The 21832-nt window shown below is 52.5% G+C and carries 24 protein-coding genes and 1 pseudogene; 18 read left to right on the plus strand and 7 right to left on the minus strand.

All coding sequences use genetic code 11. The features are described from left to right. Positions 1–182: 182 nt before the first annotated feature. From putP to phoH, 6 genes are all read left to right on the plus strand, one after another. A complete protein-coding gene (gene putP, locus FDX14_RS08135) occupies positions 183–1691 on the plus strand; it encodes a sodium/proline symporter PutP (protein ID WP_038639556.1) in 1509 nt (502 codons plus the stop codon). A 950-nt stretch (positions 1692–2641) separates the two neighbouring features. Beyond that, positions 2642–3475 (plus strand): iron uptake transporter permease EfeU, encoded by an 834-nt coding sequence (gene efeU, locus FDX14_RS08145; RefSeq protein WP_042309404.1) that lies wholly within the window; start codon positions 2642–2644, stop codon positions 3473–3475. Positions 3476–3533: 58 nt separating this feature from the next. Next, complete coding sequence (gene efeO / locus FDX14_RS08150) at positions 3534–4661, plus strand: iron uptake system protein EfeO (protein ID WP_042309402.1); 1128 nt, start codon at positions 3534–3536, stop codon at positions 4659–4661. A gap of 5 nt (positions 4662–4666) precedes the next feature. Further along, complete coding sequence (gene efeB, locus FDX14_RS08155) at positions 4667–5950, plus strand: iron uptake transporter deferrochelatase/peroxidase subunit (protein ID WP_137349322.1); 1284 nt, start codon at positions 4667–4669, stop codon at positions 5948–5950. A gap of 246 nt (positions 5951–6196) precedes the next feature. Next, positions 6197–6493: a hypothetical protein gene (locus FDX14_RS25145; RefSeq protein WP_042309399.1), complete on the plus strand. Its 297-nt coding sequence runs from the start codon at positions 6197–6199 to the stop codon at positions 6491–6493. Then, complete coding sequence (gene phoH, locus FDX14_RS08160; protein ID WP_006685183.1) at positions 6472–7260, plus strand: phosphate starvation-inducible protein PhoH; 789 nt, start codon at positions 6472–6474, stop codon at positions 7258–7260. Before FDX14_RS25145 ends, phoH begins: the two co-directional genes overlap by 22 nt. Positions 7261–7310: 50 nt before the next feature. Here phoH and FDX14_RS08165 read toward each other — a convergent pair whose 3' ends face one another. Continuing rightward, a complete protein-coding gene (locus tag FDX14_RS08165) occupies positions 7311–7604 on the minus strand; it encodes a YciI family protein (protein WP_042309397.1) in 294 nt (97 codons plus the stop codon). A 373-nt stretch (positions 7605–7977) separates the two neighbouring features. Here FDX14_RS08165 and ccmA point away from each other — a divergent pair, with 373 nt between their 5' ends. From ccmA to FDX14_RS08225, 12 genes and pseudogenes are all read left to right on the plus strand, one after another. Beyond that, positions 7978–8601, plus strand: coding sequence for a cytochrome c biogenesis heme-transporting ATPase CcmA (gene ccmA / locus FDX14_RS08170; protein WP_042309396.1), 624 nt, complete (start codon positions 7978–7980; stop codon positions 8599–8601). Then, on the plus strand, positions 8598–9257 hold the full coding sequence (gene ccmB, locus FDX14_RS08175; protein WP_079224734.1) for a heme exporter protein CcmB: 660 nt from the start codon (positions 8598–8600) through the stop codon (positions 9255–9257). Before ccmA ends, ccmB begins: the two co-directional genes overlap by 4 nt. 36 nt (positions 9258–9293) lie before the next feature. Continuing rightward, the gene (locus FDX14_RS08180; RefSeq protein WP_137349323.1) at positions 9294–10040 is read left to right on the plus strand and encodes a heme ABC transporter permease; all 747 of its coding nucleotides are present in this window, start codon (positions 9294–9296) and stop codon (positions 10038–10040) included. Next, entirely contained in the window at positions 10037–10249 is a 213-nt protein-coding gene (gene ccmD / locus FDX14_RS08185) for a heme exporter protein CcmD (protein WP_042309392.1), read from the plus strand. The genes FDX14_RS08180 and ccmD overlap by 4 nt, the downstream gene beginning before the upstream one ends. Beyond that, positions 10246–10722, plus strand: a complete 477-nt coding sequence (gene ccmE / locus FDX14_RS08190; RefSeq protein WP_042309391.1) for a cytochrome c maturation protein CcmE — start codon at positions 10246–10248, stop codon at positions 10720–10722. The genes ccmD and ccmE overlap by 4 nt, the downstream gene beginning before the upstream one ends. Next, on the plus strand, positions 10719–12674 hold the full coding sequence (locus FDX14_RS08195) for a heme lyase CcmF/NrfE family subunit (RefSeq protein WP_079224732.1): 1956 nt from the start codon (positions 10719–10721) through the stop codon (positions 12672–12674). The genes ccmE and FDX14_RS08195 overlap by 4 nt, the downstream gene beginning before the upstream one ends. Continuing rightward, positions 12671–13228: a DsbE family thiol:disulfide interchange protein gene (locus FDX14_RS08200; protein WP_042309387.1), complete on the plus strand. Its 558-nt coding sequence runs from the start codon at positions 12671–12673 to the stop codon at positions 13226–13228. The genes FDX14_RS08195 and FDX14_RS08200 overlap by 4 nt, the downstream gene beginning before the upstream one ends. Positions 13229–13239: 11 nt before the next feature. After that, positions 13240–13692, plus strand: a complete 453-nt coding sequence (locus FDX14_RS08205; RefSeq protein ID WP_042309384.1) for a cytochrome c-type biogenesis protein — start codon at positions 13240–13242, stop codon at positions 13690–13692. Beyond that, on the plus strand, positions 13689–14555 hold the full coding sequence (gene ccmI, locus FDX14_RS08210; RefSeq protein ID WP_042309383.1) for a c-type cytochrome biogenesis protein CcmI: 867 nt from the start codon (positions 13689–13691) through the stop codon (positions 14553–14555). Before FDX14_RS08205 ends, ccmI begins: the two co-directional genes overlap by 4 nt. A 225-nt stretch (positions 14556–14780) precedes the next feature. Further along, entirely contained in the window at positions 14781–15944 is a 1164-nt protein-coding gene (locus FDX14_RS08215) for a NapC/NirT family cytochrome c (RefSeq protein ID WP_137349324.1), read from the plus strand. Positions 15945–15953: 9 nt separating this feature from the next. Beyond that, on the plus strand, positions 15954–18473 hold the full coding sequence (gene torA, locus FDX14_RS08220) for a trimethylamine-N-oxide reductase TorA (RefSeq protein WP_137349325.1): 2520 nt from the start codon (positions 15954–15956) through the stop codon (positions 18471–18473). Positions 18474–18713: 240 nt separating this feature from the next. Then, positions 18714–19028, plus strand: a pseudogene (locus tag FDX14_RS08225) (tyrosine-type recombinase/integrase); the annotation flags it as partial. A 91-nt stretch (positions 19029–19119) separates the two neighbouring features. On the opposite strand, the gene FDX14_RS08230 reads toward FDX14_RS08225, so the two are convergent. The 6 genes from FDX14_RS08230 to FDX14_RS25610 form a co-directional block, all read right to left on the minus strand. Next, positions 19120–19623: a hypothetical protein gene (locus FDX14_RS08230; RefSeq protein WP_137349326.1), complete on the minus strand. Its 504-nt coding sequence runs from the start codon at positions 19621–19623 to the stop codon at positions 19120–19122. 86 nt (positions 19624–19709) lie between these two features. Beyond that, positions 19710–20000 (minus strand): barstar family protein, encoded by a 291-nt coding sequence (locus FDX14_RS08235; RefSeq protein WP_061381811.1) that lies wholly within the window; start codon positions 19998–20000, stop codon positions 19710–19712. A gap of 14 nt (positions 20001–20014) precedes the next feature. Next, entirely contained in the window at positions 20015–20338 is a 324-nt protein-coding gene (locus FDX14_RS08240) for a ribonuclease domain-containing protein (protein WP_094301025.1), read from the minus strand. Next, positions 20304–20636 (minus strand): RHS repeat-associated core domain-containing protein, encoded by a 333-nt coding sequence (locus FDX14_RS25725; RefSeq protein WP_094301024.1) that lies wholly within the window; start codon positions 20634–20636, stop codon positions 20304–20306. Before FDX14_RS25725 ends, FDX14_RS08240 begins: the two co-directional genes overlap by 35 nt. Positions 20637–20760: 124 nt before the next feature. Beyond that, positions 20761–21138 carry a hypothetical protein gene (locus FDX14_RS08250; protein WP_061381810.1) on the minus strand — a complete coding sequence of 126 codons (378 nt, stop codon included), beginning with the start codon at positions 21136–21138 and terminating at the stop codon, positions 20761–20763. Then, positions 21135–21832: RHS repeat-associated core domain-containing protein (locus FDX14_RS25610; RefSeq protein ID WP_213083833.1), on the minus strand; the 698-nt coding region annotated here is incomplete at its 5' end. The genes FDX14_RS08250 and FDX14_RS25610, both read right to left, overlap by 4 nt.

Raw genomic sequence — 21832 nt, forward strand, 5'->3', positions numbered from 1 at the left:
AGAAAAATGCTATCTACTCTGGATCAATTTTGATGTAAATGGTGTGTTAAATCGATTGTGAATGACCATCGCTTCCGGCAGGATACGGTCGCCTGGTAAACATAGATATCTTTGCCACGTTCCGGCAGGGTAATAAAACGGCAAGCCACGGCATTGCTGATACATAATTTTGGAGAGTTTTGATGGCTATTAGCACACCGATGTTAGTGACATTCTGTGTCTATATTTTCGGCATGATATTGATAGGGTTTATTGCATGGCGTTCAACCAAAAATTTTGACGATTACATTCTGGGTGGACGCAGCCTGGGTCCATTCGTGACCGCGTTATCTGCTGGCGCATCCGATATGAGTGGCTGGTTGCTGATGGGTCTGCCTGGCGCGATTTTCCTGTCGGGGATTTCAGAAAGCTGGATCGCCATCGGCCTTATTTTGGGCGCATGGATCAACTGGAAGCTGGTGGCCGGACGTTTACGCGTACACACCGAATACAATAATAATGCCCTGACGTTACCGGATTACTTTACCGGTCGCTTTGAAGATAAAAGCCGCATTCTGCGGATTATCTCCGCGCTGGTTATTCTGCTGTTTTTCACCATCTATTGTGCTTCAGGAATTGTGGCAGGGGCGCGTCTGTTTGAAAGCACCTTTGGCATGAGCTATGAAACAGCGCTGTGGGCGGGAGCGGCCGCGACGATCATTTACACCTTTATTGGTGGTTTCCTGGCGGTAAGCTGGACTGATACCGTTCAGGCCAGCCTGATGATTTTTGCTCTGATCCTGACGCCGGTCATGGTCATTATTGGCGTGGGTGGATTCGATGATTCGCTGGAAGTGATTAAACAAAAGAGCATTGAGAACGTAGACATGTTCAAAGGGCTGAATTTTGTTGCCATCATTTCTCTGATGGGCTGGGGCCTGGGCTACTTTGGCCAGCCGCATATTCTGGCGCGCTTTATGGCGGCAGATTCTCACCATAGCATTGTGCATGCACGCCGCATTAGCATGACCTGGATGATCCTGTGTTTGGGCGGCGCAGTTGCCGTTGGTTTCTTCGGTATCGCTTACTTTAATAACAACCCGTCGCTGGCAGGTGCTGTTAATCAGAACGCTGAGCGTGTGTTTATTGAACTGGCGCAAATCCTGTTCAACCCGTGGATTGCCGGTATTCTGCTGTCTGCGATTCTCGCGGCGGTGATGTCGACCCTGAGCTGCCAGTTGCTGGTGTGTTCCAGCGCAATCACCGAAGATTTGTACAAAGCGTTCCTGCGTAAAAATGCCAGCCAGAAAGAGCTGGTGTGGATTGGTCGTATCATGGTGCTGGTTGTGGCCCTGGTGTCCATCGCGCTGGCGGCAAACCCGGAGAACCGTGTGCTGGGTCTGGTAAGCTACGCCTGGGCTGGCTTTGGCGCGGCGTTTGGTCCGGTGGTTCTGTTCTCGGTAATGTGGTCGCGCATGACCCGCAACGGCGCGCTGGCAGGGATGATCATCGGCGCGGTGACGGTAATCGTCTGGAAGCAGTTTGCCTGGCTGGGTCTGTATGAAATCATCCCTGGCTTTATTTTCGGCAGCATCGGTATTGTCGTCTTTAGTCTGTTGGGTAAAGCGCCTTCAACCGCAATGCAGCAACGTTTTGCCGAGGCTGACGCGCATTATCACTCCGCGCCGCCGTCTCGTTTACAGGCAGAATAATCTGCCTTTGTCCTCAGGCCCGCTGTGTGCGCAATACCGTTCGGTTAGGCATGTATGGAGAACGTTTTACCCTGAATTAGTTTCCGTTCACCTTATGTGCATTGCTTCTCTGATATCGCTATACCTGTGAACGTGCAAGGGAGGCTCACCGCCGCCTCCCTTGCATCCCAGGCTCCCGGCGGGAAAATCGTCGCTGCGCGATTCATTCGTCTTATGCCGTCTGCCTGTCGGGTCGGGGCCGAGCCTGCGTCCCTGCAGGCCGTCCCCTCTGTCCGCATCCCTGCGGACAGACCCGGTCAGCCGTCAACGCCTCATCGATTTTCAGCCGGACCGGGGTCATCGCTTCAACGCTCTGACTTTCAGTAAAATCTTTTTTGCTGTTCAACATATTCAAATAAAAACACAGGAGGTCAGGTGTGGCTGGTACGGCTGAAAATTGCCGACGTGTTTCCGTAAGGCCGGGAGAGCCAGCATGGATGCTGGCTCAGGGCGCGCTTTGCAGGGATGCTACCTCGCGCCCGGCCCGGTCGCCTGGAGGAATAAACGGAGGGGACCGCGGAGCGGCAATTTTCCCGCCGGGAGCCGGGATTGTAAAGGGCGTGGCGGAGAACGCCCTTCACACGTTCACAGGAATCGGTGTTTCAGAGAAACGATGTACATGAGGTGAACGGAATCCTTTCTCTGAAATAGCATGTTCATTACCTTCGTGAATACAGGTTGATGCTTTCTGATACAGAGGCGTTAACTTAATGACATTGCCGCATGTGGGGGGCTTTTATTACCTACGCTGCAAGCTCGCTATAACCATTACCTGCCTAACCTTTTACATTCAGTCATCATTCTCAAAACATTCTGCTTGAGTTTTTCTTTCCTGTAATGATAATCACTATCACTGTAATTTACTTTTCTTTGCATCAATTGACTGAGAATAACGTTTAAGGGTTCTTCGCATGTTTGTTCCATTTCTAATTATGTTGCGCGAAGGGTTAGAGGCCGCGCTGATTGTCAGCCTGATTGCCAGCTACCTGAAACGGACTCAGCGTGGTCGTTGGATTGGTGTGATGTGGATTGGTGTTTTGCTGGCGGCGGCGTTATGCCTGGCGTTAGGGATTTTCATCAACGAAACCACCGGGGAATTTCCGCAAAAAGAGCAGGAGCTGTTCGAAGGCATCGTGGCGGTCATTGCTGTGGTGATCCTCACCTGGATGGTGTTCTGGATGCGTAAAGTTTCACGTAACGTCAAAGTCCAGCTTGAACAGGCTGTCGATAACGCGTTACAGCGCGGCAACCATCACGGCTGGGCTCTGGTGATGATGGTCTTTTTTGCCGTCGCCCGCGAGGGGCTGGAGTCGGTGTTCTTTCTGCTGGCGGCGTTTCAGCAGGATGTCGGCATCTGGCCGCCGCTGGGCGCGATGCTGGGGCTGGCCACCGCGGTGGTACTGGGTTATCTGATTTACCTCGGCGGTATTCGTCTTAATCTCGGGGCATTCTTCAAGTGGACCAGTCTGTTCATTTTGCTGGTGGCCGCCGGACTCGCTGCTGGGGCTATCCGCGCATTCCACGAAGCCGGATTATGGAATCATTTTCAGAATGTGGCATTTGACATCAGCAGCGTGCTTTCGACGCACTCGCTGTTTGGCACGTTGATGGAAGGAATCTTCGGCTATCAGGAGGCGCCAAGCGTGAGTGAAGTGGCTGTCTGGTTTATCTACCTGATTCCGGCATTAATTATATTTGCACTACCGCCGCGTTCAGGCACTACGGCATCGCGTACCGCACCTTAAAAAAAACGCGATGCAGAATACTTTTTAGTTACAACATACTTATTTAAAGGGCCAGGTTATGACGCTTCACTTTCGCCGTAGTGCGCTGCAGTTAGGTATTGCCGCGCTGTTTGCATCCGTTTTTTCTGCACAAGCCGCCGATATTCCGCAGGTGAAAGTCACGGTTAACGATAAACAGTGTGAGCCGATGACAATCACGGTTAACGCCGGGAAAACGCAGTTCATCATCCAGAACCACAGCCAGAAAGCGCTGGAGTGGGAGATCCTCAAAGGCGTTATGGTGGTTGAAGAGCGCGAAAACATTGCGCCGGGCTTTAGCCAGAAAATGACGGCCAACCTGCAGCCTGGCGAATATGATATGACCTGCGGTCTGTTGACCAACCCGAAAGGCAAATTGATCGTAAAAGGAAACGCTACAGCGGATGCCGCGCACAGTGATGCTCTGTTGAGCCTGGGCGGTGCGATTACCGAGTACAAAGCCTACGTGACGGCTGAAACCGCGCAATTGGTAGCGGGTACTAAAGCCTTCACCGATGCGATTAAAGCCGGTGATGTGGAAAAAGCAAAATCCCTGTATGCGCCAACGCGTCAGCACTACGAGCGTATTGAACCGATTGCTGAACTGTTCTCCGATCTCGATGGCAGCATCGATGCGCGGGAAGATGATTACGAACAAAAAGCCGCCGATCCGAAATTTACCGGCTTCCATCGTCTGGAAAAGGCGCTGTTTGGTGACAATTCCACCAAAGGTATGGAGAAGTACGCCGACCAGTTAAACCGCGATGTCCTTGAGCTGCAAACGCGTATTAGCGAGCTGGCCTTCCCACCGTCTAAAGTGGTGGGTGGCGCGGCTGGGCTGATCGAAGAAGTCGCAGCCAGCAAAATCAGTGGGGAAGAAGATCGCTACAGCCATACCGATCTGTGGGATTTCCAGGCCAACGTCGATGGCGCGCAGAAAATTGTCGATCTCCTGCGTCCGCAGTTACAAAAATCCAATGCTGAACTGCTGGCGAAGGTGGATGCGAACTTCAAAAAAGTCGATACCATTCTGAGCAAGTACCGTACCAAAGACGGTTTTGAAACCTATGACAAACTGACCGATGCCGATCGCAATGCGCTGAAAGGGCCAATCACGACGCTGGCGGAAGACTTGTCACAATTACGCGGTGTTCTGGGTCTGGATTAAGCACTATGCAGCAAGAAAATGAAAACGGCGTGAGCGAACCGTCACGCCGACGTTTGTTGAAAGGAATGGGCGCCTTGGGTGGCGCGCTGGCGTTGGTAGGTGGATGCCCGGTTGCCCATGCGCAAAAACCGCAAAGCGCGCCGGGAACGTTGTCTCCTGATGCTCGCAGTGAAGTGCAGCCGTTTTATGGTCAACATCAGGCGGGGATCCTGACGCCGCAACAGGCATCTATGATGCTGGTGGCGTTCGATGTTCTAGCCAGCGATAAGGCCGATCTTGAACGTCTGTTCCGGCTGCTAACCCGGCGATTTGCGTTTCTGACTACCGGTGGACCCGCGCCGGATACGCCGAATCCGCGGTTACCGCCGATGGATTCCGGTATCCTTGGCGCATACATTGCACCAGACAATCTGACGATCACGATGTCGGTCGGCTCCTCGCTGTTTGATGAGCGTTTTGGCCTGAAACCGCAGATGCCGAAAAAGCTGCAAAAAATGACGCGCTTCCCGAATGATTCTTTGGATGCAGCGCTGTGCCATGGCGATCTGCTGTTGCAGATTTGCGCCAACACGCAGGATACAGTCATCCATGCGCTGCGCGATATCATCAAACATACGCCCGATCTGCTCAGCGTTCGCTGGAAACGTGAAGGATTTATTTCCGATCACGCCGCGCGCAGTAAAGGGAAAGAGACCCCGGTCAACTTGCTTGGCTTTAAGGACGGTACCGCGAACCCGGACGCTACAGATGTGAAGCTGATGCAAAACGTGGTGTGGGTTACGGACGGGCAGGGCGAACCTGCGTGGGCGCAAGGTGGCAGCTATCAGGCCGTGCGGCTCATTCAGTTCCGCGTGGAGTTTTGGGATCGCACGCCGCTGAAAGAGCAGCAAACGATTTTTGGTCGCAATAAACACACCGGTGCGCCGCTGGGTATGCAGCATGAGCACGATGTGCCTGACTATGCCAGCGATCCAGAAGGTGAGGTGATTGCACTCGACAGCCATATCCGTCTGGCAAACCCGCGTACGAAGGAGACCGAGTCCAGCCTGATGATGCGTCGCGGCTACAGTTATTCGCTCGGCGTGACCAATTCCGGTCAACTTGATATGGGACTGTTGTTCGTCTGCTATCAGCACGATCTGGAAAAAGGTTTTCTGACGGTGCAAAAACGCCTGAACGGTGAAGCGCTTGAGGAGTATGTCAAACCAATTGGTGGCGGTTACTTCTTTGCGTTGCCGGGAGTTAAAACCGCAGATCATTATCTCGGACAGACCTTGCTCGAAGCTTGATACCTATGCCCCGCAGCGCGGCGGGGCATTTACTGACATCTTCATGAATGAACGAATTATTTTTTATGATCGGTCTGTGAATGAAATAATTTTGTCATCTCTCTGCAAGAGACTGTCTGTGGCGACAAGTCAAAATCAAGTTAATGGCAAGTAAAAATATTGTTGCATTAGCGAAAGATTATGATGTACTTATAAGTAACAGCGGTAGTTCCCGGCGGTGATAGTTGTTCACTATGGAGATCGCGAATGGAAAAGTCCTGTACTGGACACGTTTTTCACAGTAACAGCAGTACCTTACGCGGACGTTTCTCTTCCGGTAGCCACTTCGTCACCGCTAAATATCTCCCCCTTTCACTTTTTATCCTTGTAACTGACGCCCTGTACGGTGCGCGTAGCCGTGGGTGGCGTCTTATCCAAAAGCAAGCAATGGCTTACAAGGAAGCCAACCCTCAGATGTTCGTGCGCATAATCGTGCCGCCAACGGCGCGTGTGATGTATACCTACAACTCAAGGTGCTATCCATGGGAAGACAAAAAGCAGTGATCAAAGCTCGTCGCGAAGCAAAACGGGTGCTGAGGCGGGACTCGCGTAGCCATAAGCAACGTGAAGATGAATCGGTCACCTCGCTTGTGCAGATGGGCGGCGTAGAAGCGATCGGAATGGCGCGTGATAGTCGCGATGCCACGCCAATCACGGCGCGAAATGAGGCTCAGGCGCACTACCTGAATGCTATCGAGAGTAAACAGCTGATCTTCGCCACCGGTGAAGCCGGGTGTGGTAAAACCTGGATCAGCGCGGCAAAAGCAGCAGAGGCTCTGATCCATAAAGACGTGGACAGGATTATTGTAACCCGTCCGGTTCTGCAAGCTGATGAAGATCTCGGCTTCTTACCTGGAGATGTTTCCGAGAAGTTCGCTCCCTATTTCCGCCCGGTGTATGACGTGCTGGTGAAACGTCTGGGAGCCTCCTTTATGCAATATTGTCTGCGACCTGAGATTGGTAAGGTGGAAATCGCGCCGTTCGCCTATATGCGTGGACGTACATTTGAAAATGCCGTGGTCATTCTTGACGAGGCTCAGAATGTCACTGCTGCGCAAATGAAGATGTTTTTGACTCGCCTCGGGGAGAATGTGACGGTGATTGTGAATGGGGATGTAACCCAGTGCGATCTACCTGCGCACGTTCGCTCAGGGCTAAGCGACGCGCTGGCCCGTTTCGAAGAAGATGAAATGGTTGGGATCGTTCGTTTCAATAAAGATGATTGCGTTCGCTCGGCCCTCTGTCAGCGGACGCTCAACGCTTATAATTGATGAGTATGCCGTCTTCAAGGCCCGGGAAACCGGGCTTTGTTTTAGCGGTATTACAGAATATCTTTTAGGGCGGCAGTCGTCATGGTCGCTTCAAATGGAATCAACTCAACTTTCGCGACGCCAGCCTGCTGGAAGGGATCCAGGCTCAGATAGTGTTGTAGTTTTTCAGCATCATCACATTTTGCCAATATCACACCACCGGAACGTGGGATTTTGCGGCCTGATGCCAGGAATAAACCTTCCGCATAGCCTTTTTTCAGCCATTCTACGTGGGCGGGAAGTAGGCTATCGACTTCATTTAACGGTTTAATATAGGTTAAAACAACAACATAAGTAACACTCATTTTATTATCCCTGTATTTTAAACGTGTATTAACCTAGCATATAAGCAAAGAGAGAAAAGATTAATATCAGCACTGTCCTTCCTAAGTTTTAATATTAAAAATGCATATGCCGCATTTATGTATGTTAATTGAACACTTGTAGGGCGCGGATGAGTTGACGTGGTTGATGGCTGGCGAAAAAATGGCGGGAATCACTTTATCGGCGGGTTTTATTAATAATAATGAAACATGCGTGATGCGATAAATATTACGATAATGTTCCAGATCATAAGCGTTTTATATTTTTTAACATATTTGGCAAACTGAAACGCATACTTTCGCTATACTGTAGATCCTTGAATATTCTGCGCTCCCGAACTGGATCCGCCTTCTAATGCTTGAATTAAAAAATATTGCGTGCCTGCGGGATGAACGTCAACTCTTTTGCCGCCTATCATGTTCTATTCAGCCCGGCGAAGTTGTCCAAATATCGGGACCTAATGGGGCAGGAAAAACCTCTTTATTACAGCTACTAACGGGATTATCAACGCCGAGTGAAGGGCAGATTTTGTGGCAGGGTAAACCGCTGCATCGGATGCGTGACGACTGGCATCGTCAACTGTTGTGGCTTGGCCATCAGGTTGGCGTAAAAGGAGGGCTGACGGCGGAGGAAAATTTGCGTTTTTATCACCCGCAGGCGTCACTTGAGACGCGCTGGCAAGCGCTGGAGCAGGTCGGACTGGTCGGTTTTGAAGATGTTGCTGTGGCGCAGCTTTCTGCCGGGCAGCAGCGGCGCGTGGCGCTGGCCAGACTGTGGCTAAGCCGCACAACGTTCTGGATTTTAGATGAACCCTTTACTGCGTTGGACGTGGCCGGTGTGCAAAAACTGACCTCACGACTGGAACAGCATGTCGTCCAGGGCGGCGCGGTCATTCTGACAACCCATCAACCTTTACGGCCTCTGTGCGTCCCGTTGCGCACCATTACGCTCAATGAATATGAGGCGGCTGTGGCATGATCGCGCAGATTTTCTGGCGCGACCTGCGCCTTGCCTTTCGTAACTTTGCCGAAATTATCAACCCGCTGTGGTTCTTCCTGATTATCGTCACGCTGTTTCCACTCAGTATTGGCCCTGAGCCACAGCTGCTGCGGCAAATTGCCCCCGGCATCGTCTGGGTAGCGGCGCTACTCTCCTCACTGCTGGCAATGGATCGGCTGTTTCGTGATGACTGGCTGGACGGTTCGTTGCAGCAGATGATGCTGATGCCAGTCCCGCTTTCGCTGGTGGTGCTGGCGAAAGTCGCCGCGCACTGGGTGGTTTCCGGGCTACCGCTGTTAATCATCTCTCCGCTTATCGCCACGCTGTTTGGCCTCTCCGTTGCGGAGTGGCAAGTGCTGGCGCTTACGCTATTGTTGGGTACGCCCACGCTCAGTTTTATTGGTGCGATTGGCGTCGGGCTGACCGTCGGATTGCGGCGCGGCGGCGTATTGCTCAGCCTGCTGGTGCTGCCGTTGATGATCCCTTTATTAATTTTTGCGACCGCCGCCGTGGGCGCGGCGCAGATGCTGCTGCCGGTTGACGGCTATCTGGCGATCCTCGGGGCCTTCCTGGCAGGAAGCGCCACCTTAAGTCCGTTCGCCACTGCGGCAGCGTTACGAATCAGCGTGCAATAACTCCCGTCATCTGCGGGAATATGAGGCAAAGAAAAAATGTGGAAAGCGTTACACCAACTCGCCATTCCAGAGCGGTTGTATAAGGTCTGCGGGCGATTTATTCCGGCAATGGCTATCCTGAGCGCGCTGTTTCTGGTGGTGGGCTGTATCTGGGGCTTTGTCTACGCCCCAGCGGATTATCAGCAGGGCGAAAGCTATCGCATCATGTATCTGCATGTGCCCGCGGCTATCTGGTCGATGGGGATTTATGGCTCGATGGCGGTGACTGCCTTTGTGGGCCTGATTTGGCAAATGAAAATGGCGGACAACGCGGTGATGGCGATGGCGTTTCCCGGCGCTGTCTATACCTTCATCGCGCTGGTCACTGGTTCTGCCTGGGGCAAACCAATGTGGGGCACCTGGTGGGTGTGGGATGCGCGTCTGACTTCCGAGCTGGTGCTGCTGTTCTTATATGTCGGCGTGATTGGCTTGTATCACGCCTTTGATGACCGCCGCCTGGCCGGGCGCGCCGCCGGGATCCTCGTTCTGGTCGGGGTGGTCAATTTGCCGATTATTCATTTTTCCGTTGAATGGTGGAACACCCTGCATCAGGGGTCGACCAATATGCAGAAAACCATCGACCCATCTATGCGTATGCCGTTGCGTTTAACGATTTTCGGCTTCTTATTCCTTTTTATTACTCTGACATTAATGCGTATGCGTAATTTGATTCTGCTGCAGGAACGTCGCCGCCCATGGGTGGCGCAGCTGGTTTCCGGGCGCAAAAACGAGGTTAATTCATGACGAGCGCTTTCCACTCCTGGAGTGATTTCTGGCAGATGGGCGGCTACGCCTTTTATGTCTGGCTGGCAGTTGCCGTGACGGCGTTCTCGCTGCTGATTGTGGTCTGGCATGCATGCTGGCAGCGCAGGGCGCTGCTGGCTGACGTTCAGCGTCAGATGGCGCGCGAGCGCCGGATGCAGGCGGCGCGTAAAAAAGGAGAGGCGTTGTGAATCCGCGGCGTAAGGTACGACTCTGGCTTGCCTGTAGCGTGTTGGGAGGACTGGCGCTGACGGTCGGACTGGTGATGTATGCGCTCAGCGCCAATATCGATCTCTTCTATACGCCGGGGGAAATCATTTACGGCAAGCGGGAAAATGGCCAGAAGCCGGAGCCGGGACAGCGCCTGCGCATTGGCGGCATGGTGATGCCCGGCAGCGTGAAGCGTGACGATAAAACGCTGGACGTGACCTTTAAGCTCTACGATGCGCGCGGCGTGGTAGAGGTGAGCTATACAGGGATCCTGCCAGCGCTGTTCAGAGAAGGGCAGGGTGTGGTGGCACAGGGAACGCTGCAAGACGGCACCCATATCCGTGCCAAAGAGGTGTTGGCGAAACACGATGAAAACTATACCCCTCCGGAGATTAAAGAGGCGATGGACGAAAATCATCACCCTGCCGGAAATCAACAAGGAGCCGCGCAATGATCCCTGAAATTGGGCATTTTCTGCTGTGTCTGGCGCTGGGTATTTCCTGCCTGCTCGGGCTGTATCCGACCTGGGGTGCGATGCGCCAGGATACGCGGATGATGGCACTGGCGAAACCGCTGTCATTCGCCATGTTTGCGGCGATCCTCGGGTCATTCCTGATACTGGTTTACGCTTTTGTGGTGAATGATTTCACCGTTCAGTATGTCGCCAGCAACTCGAATACGCTGCTGCCGGTATGGTATCGCGTGGCGGCTACCTGGGGGGCGCACGAAGGGTCGCTGCTGCTTTGGGTGCTCCTGATGAGCGGCTGGACCTTTGCAGTGGCGGCGCTGAGCCGCAACATTCCCCTGGAAGCATCATCCCGCGTGCTGGCGGTGATGGGGATGATCTCCTTTTGCTTTCTGGTGTTCATCCTGCTGACCTCGAACCCGTTTGTACGCACGCTGCCGGACTTTCCGATCGAAGGCCGCGACCTGAATCCGATGCTGCAGGATATTGGTCTGATTTTTCATCCACCGATGTTGTACATGGGTTACGTGGGCTTTTCCGTCGCCTTTGCTTTTGCCATCGCTTCGCTCATGACCGGGCGTCTGGACAGCGCCTGGGCGCGCTGGTCGCGTCCGTGGACGCTGGCGGCGTGGAGCTTCCTGACGGTGGGCATCGTGTTGGGTTCTGCCTGGGCATACTACGAGCTGGGCTGGGGCGGTTGGTGGTTCTGGGATCCAGTCGAAAATGCCTCGCTGATGCCGTGGCTGGCCGGAACGGCACTGATTCACTCACTGTCTGTAACGGAGAAGCGGGGTAGCTTCAAATCCTGGACCGTGCTGCTGGCAATCCTCGCCTTCTCGCTCTGCCTGCTTGGCACCTTCCTGGTGCGTTCCGGGGTACTCATTTCTGTGCACTCATTCGCCTCTGATCCGACGCGCGGCCTGTTTATTTTGGCGCTGCTGGTGATCACCATCGGCGGTTCGCTGCTGTTGTTTGCCATTAAAGGCGGGAAGGTGCGCTCTCGGGTACGGCATGAGCTGTGGTCGCGCGAGTCGATGCTGTTGGGGAATAACGTCCTGCTGATCGCCGCGATGTTGGTGGTGCTGTTGGGCACACTACTGCCGCTGATTCATAAATTATTGGGGCTGGGTAGTATCTCAATCGGTGAACCATTCTTTAATTCGCTGTTTATCGTGCTGATGATTCCCTTCTCGCTGTTGCTGGGGATTGGGCCGCTGGTACGCTGGCGGCGCGATGAATTGCATAAGCTGCGTAAGCGGCTGCTGGTTGCGGCGCTGGTGTCGATTGTGCTGGCAGTGGTGCTGCCGTGGCTGATGCAGGACCGTATTAAGGCGATGACCGTGCTTGGTCTGCTGATGTCGCTGTGGGCGTTGGTTCTGACAGTGATGGAGGTAGTGGAACGCGCGACCGATCGCCATACCTTCTGGCGCGGGCTAACTCGCCTGGGGCGCAGCCACTGGGGGATGGTGGCTGGGCATGTCGGGCTGGTGGTGACGGTGATTGGCATCGCCTTTAGCCAGAACTATAGCATTGAGCGCGATGTGCGTATGAAGCCGGGTGATAGCGCCGATATTCATCAATATCACTTTGTCTTCCGCGACGTTCAGGACATTACCGGCCCGAACTATTTTGGCGGCGAAGCGGTGATTGACGTCTCGCAGGACGGACAACACATCAGCACCCTGCGGGCAGAAAAACGCGTCTACAGCAGCAGCCGGATGGAGATGACCGAGGCCGCCATCGACGGCGGGCTGGTGCGCGATCTGTATGCCGCGCTGGGTGAAGAACTGGATGATGGCAGTTGGGCGGTGCGCCTGTACTACAAACCGTTTGTTCGCTGGATCTGGTTTGGCGGAATGTTAATGGCGCTTGGCGGCGTATTATGCATTCTGGACCCGCGCTACCGCTTGCGTAAATCGCTGCCGGAGAACGCACAATGAACCGCAAAGTCCTTTATCTGCCGCTGGTTATCTTTCTGGTTCTGGTGGCGGCGCTGATGTGGCAACTGCTGCGCAATAGCGACGGCGATGACCCAACGGCGCTGGAGTCGGCGCTGGTTGGCAAACCGCTCCCCGCGTTTCATCTGGCATCGCTGGAGAAGCCTGATGTGATGCTGGACGCGTCCAGTATTATCAACGGGAAGCCGGTGCTGCTTAACGTCTGGGCGACCTGGTGCCCAACCTGCCGCGCGGAGCACCAATACCTGCGTTCCCTTGCGGCGCAGGGCATTCGCATCGTGGGCATTAACTATAAAGACGATCGCCAGAAGGCGTTGGACTGGCTGCACGAGCTGGGTAATCCGTACGCGCAGGGAGTGTTTGATGGTGACGGTATGCTGGGATTGGATCTCGGTGTCTACGGTGCGCCGGAAACCTTCCTTATCGATGGCAAAGGCATTATTCGCTACCGCCATGCGGGCGATCTGAACGAACAGGTATGGCAGCAGGAAATTCTGCCGTTGTGGAATAAATACAGTCGGGAGGGCAGCGCGTGAGGTTTTTGCTAATGACGTTGCTGACAGCGTTGCTATCGTTTCAGGCGCTGGCGGCGATTGACACTTATCCGTTTAAAAATGAGGCTCAGGAGCAGCAGTTCCGCCAACTGACCGCGCAACTGCGCTGCCCGAAATGCCAAAACAACAGTATTGCCGACTCCAATTCGATGATTGCCGCCGATATGCGTAAAAAAGTCTGGCAACTGATGGAGGAGGGGCAAAGCAATCAGCAAATTACCGATTATATGGTGGCGCGCTACGGTAACTTCGTCACCTATGAACCGCCGGTAACGTTGGCTACGCTGATCCTCTGGCTGCTCCCCGCCTGTTTTGTTCTGGGCGGCGCGCTGGTCATTTTCCGTTTAAGCCGTCGCCCGCGGGCCGCGCAGGAAACGGAACTCAGTCCGCATGAGCAGGCGCGTTTGCAAGCGCTTCTCGATGAAAACAAAAGGACCCTGAAATGATCGTCGCTTTTCTCATCATGATAATTTTACTGCTGGGGACGGCGGCATTGCTGTTCATTCCCTGGTCAGGCAGACAGCGCGTTGATCGTAACACGATGAATCATATGATTTTTCGTGCGCGTCTTCAGGAGCTTGATGAAGACATTTCTCCGGTAAATGCGGCTCAGCAACAGCAGTTGGTTGACGATTTACGCTTGAATTTATTGGAAGATTTGCCTGAGTCGCCAAAAACGGATAACAAAAATAGTAGCTATTGGGTGTATATTCTCGGGGTTATTATACTAACCTCTTTATGCGTAGGGGTATTCGTCCGAACGAGTTACGTCCCCCGTGTAATTGAGTGGCAGCAGGTCGTGCAACAAACGCCGCAACTGATGCAGCGCGTGATGGATCCCCAGGGGAAACCGCTGTCGGAAGAAGAGCTGTTTCGCCTGGCGCTGGGGCTACGTACCCGTCTGCAACAATATCCGGCAGACCAGCTAAGCTGGACGATGCTCGGCAGGCTACAACTGGTGCTGAACAACCCCGGGGCTGCGTTACAGGCGTTTGATAAAGCGCGACAGTTGGCGCCGGGAAATGCGGATGCGCAGCTGGGCTACACCGAAGCATTGCTGCACTCTACGGATCCGAATGATAGCCGTGAAGCCCAGCAGTTGCTTGATACGTTGCTCAAAAATAACCATAACGATGTACGGGTGCTCAGCCTTGTGGCGTTTAACGCCTTTGAGCATCAACAATATGATAAAGCGATAGCGGCATGGCAACTGATGCTGAAACTGTTACCGCCGGACGATAGCCAACGAGAGATCATTATTCGTAGTATCGACCGCGCGAAAAAAGAACAAATCGCTACACTGAAATAATCAAAATATATCAACATTTGCACGAAGGTTTGCTCGATTTGCAATGTGATACCACGCTGAAATTATCGGCTAATCAACCTCTGATGATTAGCCCGCAGAATCAAACTTCCATAAGCATTGTTGGATTAGAAGATGACGGTAATCGCTATAAATATTTTTATATAGCGATTGTCATGTGGCAAGGACTATTGCGTCTTTATTTTAGGAAAAGGGTTAAATAATAAGATGAGAAAACTTTCACTGGAACGTTCAGGTAGGCGAAAAATTATATTTATCGCCCTGCTGGTTGGGATCATTATTGGTGTCGTGCTGCTGGCGGGTACGGCAACTATCATGCATAAAACCAGCGATACCGAATTCTGCGTGTCGTGTCATACCATGCAACAACCTCTGGCGGAATATCAGGGCAGTGTGCATTTCCAGAACAATAAAGGTATTCGCGCCGAGTGTGCCGATTGCCACGTTCCCCACCAGCCGATCGATTATATGCTGACCAAAATTGGCGCCCTGAAAGATGTCTGGGGTGAAATGACCGGCAAAATCGATACCCCAGAAAAATACGAGGCGCATAAGCTCGCGATGGCCCAGAGCGTGTGGGATGGGTTGAAGAAGAACGACTCGGCAACCTGTCGTTCCTGCCACGACTACAAAGCGATGGATATTCTGGCGCAAACCCCTGAAGCCCGTAAGCAGCACCCGGTGGCGATCAAAGAGGGTCAAACCTGTATCGATTGTCATAAAGGCGTCGCGCACATTCTGCCGAACATGAGTGACCTGGCGGCAGCAGGGGCGAGCGAACTGGCGAATGCGGCAGCGAAAACGCCGGCAACGGCGACCACGCTGTACACCATTCAAACCCAACCGTTCTGGCTCAGTGAGAAAACCGCCGATCATAACGATGGTAACCTGATGGCTTCCACCGAAGTGCAGGTAGTGAAACGTGACGGTGATATGGTCCTGGCTGATGTCAAAGGCTGGCAGCAGGATGGCGTCACCGAGGCATTCTACGCCGCGCGTGGTAAACGCATCATGAGCGCCCTGCTGGGCGAGGAAGCGCGTAAAGCGCTGAAAGTGAACAGTACGGTAACCGATGAAGAGACGAAACAGGTCTGGCATGAAGTCGATCTGCAGGTCTGGCTGCCGGCGAAAAGTCTGATTGGCGATCAACAAAAAATCTGGAGCTACGCTTCCGATCTCATGGCTAACAACTGTACCGGTTGCCACGGTCTTACCGAGTTGAATCGCTTTAATGCCAACCAGTGGATTGGGGTGGTTAAAGGCATGTCCGGTCGTACGTCGCTGACGCAGGAACAGGTTCGTCTTCTGACCCAGTACGTACAAAAACACGCGAGCGACATGCCCGCAGCAGCCGATCAGGACAAAAAATAAGGAGCCATGATGAAAAAGAATAATGACCATGACATGGCGGAGCAGAGCCAGGAAGCAGGTATGAATCTGACTCGTCGCCGTTTTCTGGCCGGTGCCGGAGCTTTAATGGCGGCACCTCTGCTGGCGGGAATGTGGCCACGCTCGGCGCTGGCCGAAGCGATAAGCCAGGCGCTGCCGCAGTTTGTAGCGCTGCGCCAGGCGGAAAGCGGCATTCTGACCGGTGCCCACTGGGGCGCGTTTGAAGCGATCGTCCGTGATGGCAAAATGGTTGACGTTCGCCCGGTGAAAGACGATCCGTATCCGAACGAACTGATTACCATGGCACCCTATCAGGTGTATGCCGAAAACCGCATTAAGTACCCGATGGTGCGTAAAAGCTGGCTGGAAGGCGGCGCGAAAGACTGTAAACCTGAGCTGCGTGGCCGCGATGAGTGGGTGCGCGTGAGCTGGGATAAGGCGCTGCATCTGGTGGCCGGTGAAATCAGCCGTCTGCAGAAAGAGCACGGACCGTCCTCTATCTATGCGGGCTCTTATGGCTGGAAAAGCGTGGGGATGTTCCACAACCCAAGAACGCTACTGCAGCGCATGATGAACCTGGCAGGCGGTTTTGTCGGCTACTCCGGCGACTATTCGACCGGTGCCGCACAGGTAATAATGCCGCATGTAGTGGGCTCTGTTGAGGTTTATGAGCAGCAGACCGCATGGCCGAACGTCATTGAAAACACCGAGCTGGTGGTGATGATTGGCTGTAACCCTATGATCACGCTTAAAAACAGCTGGAACCTGCCGGATCACGTCAGCCAGACTGGTTTTGAAGCGCTGAAGAAAAAAGGCACCCGGATGATCTGTATCGATCCGGTGCACAGCGACAGCGCCCGTATGCTGGGTGCCGAGTGGATTGGCCCGCACAGCTATACCGACTGTGCGCTGATGGCGGGGATTGCCCATACGCTGTTGGTGGAAAAACTACATAACGCTGACTTCCTGAAAACCTATACCGTCGGCTTCGATAAGTTTGAAGCCTACCTGACCGGTCAGGACGACGGTATTGTGAAAGACGCCAATTGGGCGGCGGACATCAGCGGTGTTGATGCCGAGGTGATCAAACAGCTGGCGCGCGATATGGCAAAACATCGCACCATGATCATGGGCGGTTGGGGCATTCAGCGCCAGCACCACGGTGAACAGGCGCACTGGATGATGGTGACGCTGGCGTCGATGCTGGGGCAGATTGGCCTGCCTGGCGGCGGCTTCGGCTTTAGCTATCACTACTCTTCTGGCGGTAGCCCGACCGCGCGCGGCGGCATTCTCGCCGGGATCTCGGCGGGTAGCCCAACCTCTCCGGCGGCAAAAGATATTACACCGTTCCCAGTGGCGCGCATTGCCGATGCGCTGGCGAACCCTGGCAAGACCATTGATTATAACGGCACGAAAGTGACCTACCCGGATATTAAAATGGTCTACGTGGCGGGGGGGAATACCTTCCACCAGCATCAGGATACCAATAACCTGGTCAAAGCCTGGCAGAACCCGGAGACCGTGGTCGTCAACGAACCTTACTGGACGGCAACGGCCAAACATGCCGACATCGTGCTGCCGGTCACCACGACCTATGAACGTAATGACCTGGACATGGGCGGCGACTACTCGCAGCTCTACGTCTTCTCGCTACGCCAGTGTGTGCCGCCACAGCATGAAGCGAAAAATGACTTTGACGTCTTTGCCGGTATTGCCGAGATCCTCGGCGTACACGACGCCTTTACCGAAGGTAAAGATGAGATGTTATGGTTAAAAGGCATGTATGACGACATGAAAGCCCAGGCGCGTAACGCACGCGTGGCGCTGCCGCCGTTTGATATGTTCTGGGCGTCCAACAACTACATTCGCTTCCCGATTCCGGAAGAGAATAAACAGTGGGTACGCTTTGCTGATTTCCGCGAGAATCCGCTGCTTAATCCGCTGGGTACGCCGTCCGGCAAAATCGAAATCTATTCCGATGCCATTGCCAAAATGGGCTACGAGGACTGTAAAGCGATCCCGACCTGGATGCCGCCTCACGAGTGGTATCGCGGGCCGGAAGCAGCGAAATACCCGCTGTCGCTGAATACCGGTCACCCGATTAACCGTCTACACTCTCAGCTCGACAACACGCCGCTGCGTAAGAAGTATGCGGTAGCCGACCGTGAGGCTATCTGGATCCATCCGAAGGATGCGGCCGCTCGCGGTATTAGTGCGGGCGATCTGGTTCGCGCCTTTAACGATCGCGGGCAGATCCTAGTAGGGGCGGTGATCACTGATAACGTCCGTGAAGGGGTGGTGCGAATCAGCGAAGGGGCGTGGTTTGACCCGGCCGATCCGTCACAGCCTGGTTCGCTGTGTAAGAACGGTAACGTCAACTGTCTGACCTTTGACGTCGGTTCCTCCAGCCTGGCGCAGGGGAACTGCGGGCAGATGTCACAGTTGCAGATCGAGAAATATACCGGACCGGTGCTGCAAAACACCGCGCATGATGTGCCTGTAGGCGCATAATCGACAGCCGGTCATAACGAACGGCCCCTCTTGCCAGTGGTGAGAGGGGCCGTTTCTTTACCGTGCTGCGTTTAATCCTGGCTGTATACAGTAGCTGAACCCCGGTCGGGGCTTCTCATCCCTCCGCAGACGTGCAATATGCGAAAAAAAAGCCCGTACTTGCATACGAGCTCTTCTTAAAATATGGCGGTGAGGGGGCCCATATTTATGTCTGAATAAGGTTCAGTAGGTGTATATTCGCCAATGCCAGGCAAGGTACAGAATAAAAAACATCATGCTGCGCTGCCATATGGCGAGATGGGGATGTTTATGACAGAACTTCGTACAAGAACGGGGATTTTAGCCCGCGCTCTGGAGTTCTCTATCCTGACTGTTGCCCGTTCAGGGGAAATTCGTGGCGCTGAATGGGGTGAAATTGATTTGAAGGCTAAAACATGGGGTATCCCGGCGGAAAGAATGAAGGCCAGTAAAAAGCATCGAGTTCCTTTATCTGACGCTGCGGTGGCTTTGTTAAAGGCGCTACCACGCTTTAAGGATAATAATCTTGTCTTTCCGGAATGCCAGGTCTCACCATCCGGCAGTGCCTGTCGTAATACTTCTCCGTGATCACCGTAATGCCAGTGGCAATGCCGCCCCTGCGGATCGGTCATCTCCCGCAGGCTGCCGTGTTCATCGTAGTGGAACAGCCAGGTTTTATTACCCGGCCCAGCGCATCGTGGCTGAACTGGAGGGGGAGGTGGTCATTAATCTGCCAGTGGGTCATCCGGCCCATCACGCCGAGGGTGAACTGCACCGCCACGTCATCCAGTTGCCAGGCGACAGGTCTGCCGCTCAGTGGGTCGTAGCGGTGCGCCACCCGGCGACCGTTAAGGGTTTCAGCGATAACCTGACCATCAGCATCGTACTCAAATTCCACCCGTGAATCCGGGGTACAGGCGCTGATAAGGTGAAATTCCGCATCATAACGGAAGTCGGTGGTGGAGATTATCTGCTCCGCTTCCTCCCGCCGTTGCCTTACCTGTCGCTGAAGAAGCCGGTCACCGCTGTCATAATATTCACGGATAATATGGTTGTCAGGATAGTGTGTGGCGGTGCGCTGACCTGCGGCATCCAGGGTGTAAGTGTCAGCATTCTCCGGTGGCACCGACAATACTGCTCTTTGGCCTTATTTTAGAGTCAGGAGGTAATCTTCCAAACACATACATTTATTTTCTCTGCGAACAGCTTTATTAGTAATTATAATATGTTAAATTGGAATTCCTCTTTATCTTTGTTTTCGAAGTCGCAAATTTTATTAAATACAAAAATGAGTTGTTCAAATTCTTTTGGGTAATGGCATTTAAATACTTCGCTATTGTACCAATATATAACTACTGGTTTATCATCCGAATCAATTGGTGTCATAAAATCAAATAAAGCATCTGGATTATTACCAAAATACGGGCCAAAATCAAATTCATTTGAAAATAATTTATATATGTCAATTGGATTTCTTTGGATGTTCCCATCTAATATTATTTTTTTCACAATGTTCACCTTTGTTAACAGTGCCAACGCCCCAGTTCTTGTGCTGTATCATAATGATCTGATGTTATATAAGTTAACCCATCACTAGAATATAATAATCTTGTTCCGGGTTGTTTCGCTCGCGACATTTGACTATTCAGTCCTATATCAGCTTCATACCATATTCTCCCTGGTGCATCTGGAACAATACCTGTACTGTTTGCAAAAATATCCCCACCAATTTGCCCTCCAGGAACATAATTCCCTAACGCTTTCCCTTTAGACCATCCAGCCGCTTGTGCTTGCGCTTTTGTTACATAATTACTAGGTAGTTTTCCTGTGTTTTTTAAACTGTCTATAACATCTGTCTATAACATCATTTGCGTTTTCTGCTGTACTATAATACTGTGTAAGCAGCAATGCACCTTGCGCTGAACTCGAAGCATAACTTCCTCCCGATAATGAAGCGTTTATCGCTTGAAGCCCTAATGGGTCAATGTATTTTATCGGATTACTAACATTACTATAAGAATTTATGCCACCGTCTAATACTATCGGGTCCGGCGAAACATACTGCCCCGTCTCTGCATCATAGTACCGGAACCGGTTATAGTGCAACCCTGATTCTTCATCCTCATACTGCCTCGGAACGCACAGGTGGCAGGTGGGGGCGTCTTCTCGGTTTTGGCCTTCTTCACGGCCCCAGAGTTGCTGCTTACCAGCCTAGACAATTGTGCCATCTTATAAAAATAGGGGGTATGGGATTATCTCAGTGGGTTAATCATAGTACAACTGGATATAATTTAATATTATTAGGCGTTGTAGAAAATAAAACATAGCCATTCATAATAGAAGTTTGTGACACCTCAATGAAAATTACATCTTCATCTAGTGAAATGGTTAATATTCCATCTTCTTCATACGATAATATTTTTGCAGTAAAAACCACTTTGCCATCAACTATTTCAATGCTAGTTTTGCTTTCATTTACATGAGATATATTAACTCCCCACTGGAACGAATCGTCTATGTCCAGCTCTGAGTCATAGCAAAATTCCGGAGGTGATTCATCACCACACCAAATTGCAACACCATTACCTATATTGGTTTGGAATTTCACAAATGAGCCATCAAATTCAGTTAAGGTTATATTTTTCATTTTGGGAAAGGCACCCTCACAACACTATTATCGACATTCATTACATTATTGACAGGATCATATGTCCAAGTTTCTTCATGATAATGATGTTTAGTTGGTCCACTATTCATTTCATGATTACCGTAACGAATACTTCGCGTACCATCCGCTGAAACTATTCTGTCTGGGTCAGGAAGTCCTGTCCTTGGATGGATATTTGTATGTGGGCCAGGCCCGAGGAACTCATCCCATCCATCTACCGCATCTTTGGGTTTTACTGGTTTTGGAGCATAAGTTTCATTATGATAGCCTTGACCTGTATTTTCATTTGGACCCGTTCTACACAGCCCTAATGGATCAATCCAACTCAGCGGATTAGGTACATACACATAACTGTTTATTCCCCCACGTAGCCCTATCGGATCCGGCGAAACATACTGTCCCGTCTCTGCATCATAGTACCGAAATCGGTTATAGTGCAATCTGGATTCTTCATCCGCATACTGCCCCGCAAAGCGCCACGGACAGTGCGGTGCCGTATCATCATCATTAGCCGCGCTTAGTCCGCCGAAGCGATACTGCTCCGCCTTACCCCACACGCTCAGCTTCTGCGCCCGGACCACTTCGCCGGTTTCCGTCAGCAGTTCTCTCGGTGTACCCATATGGTCACGGACCACATAGTGTAGTTGCCCGTTTTCATATCTGGCCCCCGGCG

This window comes from Citrobacter sp. wls710, assembly GCF_005281115.1.
GTDB lineage: Bacteria > Pseudomonadota > Gammaproteobacteria > Enterobacterales > Enterobacteriaceae > Citrobacter > Citrobacter werkmanii.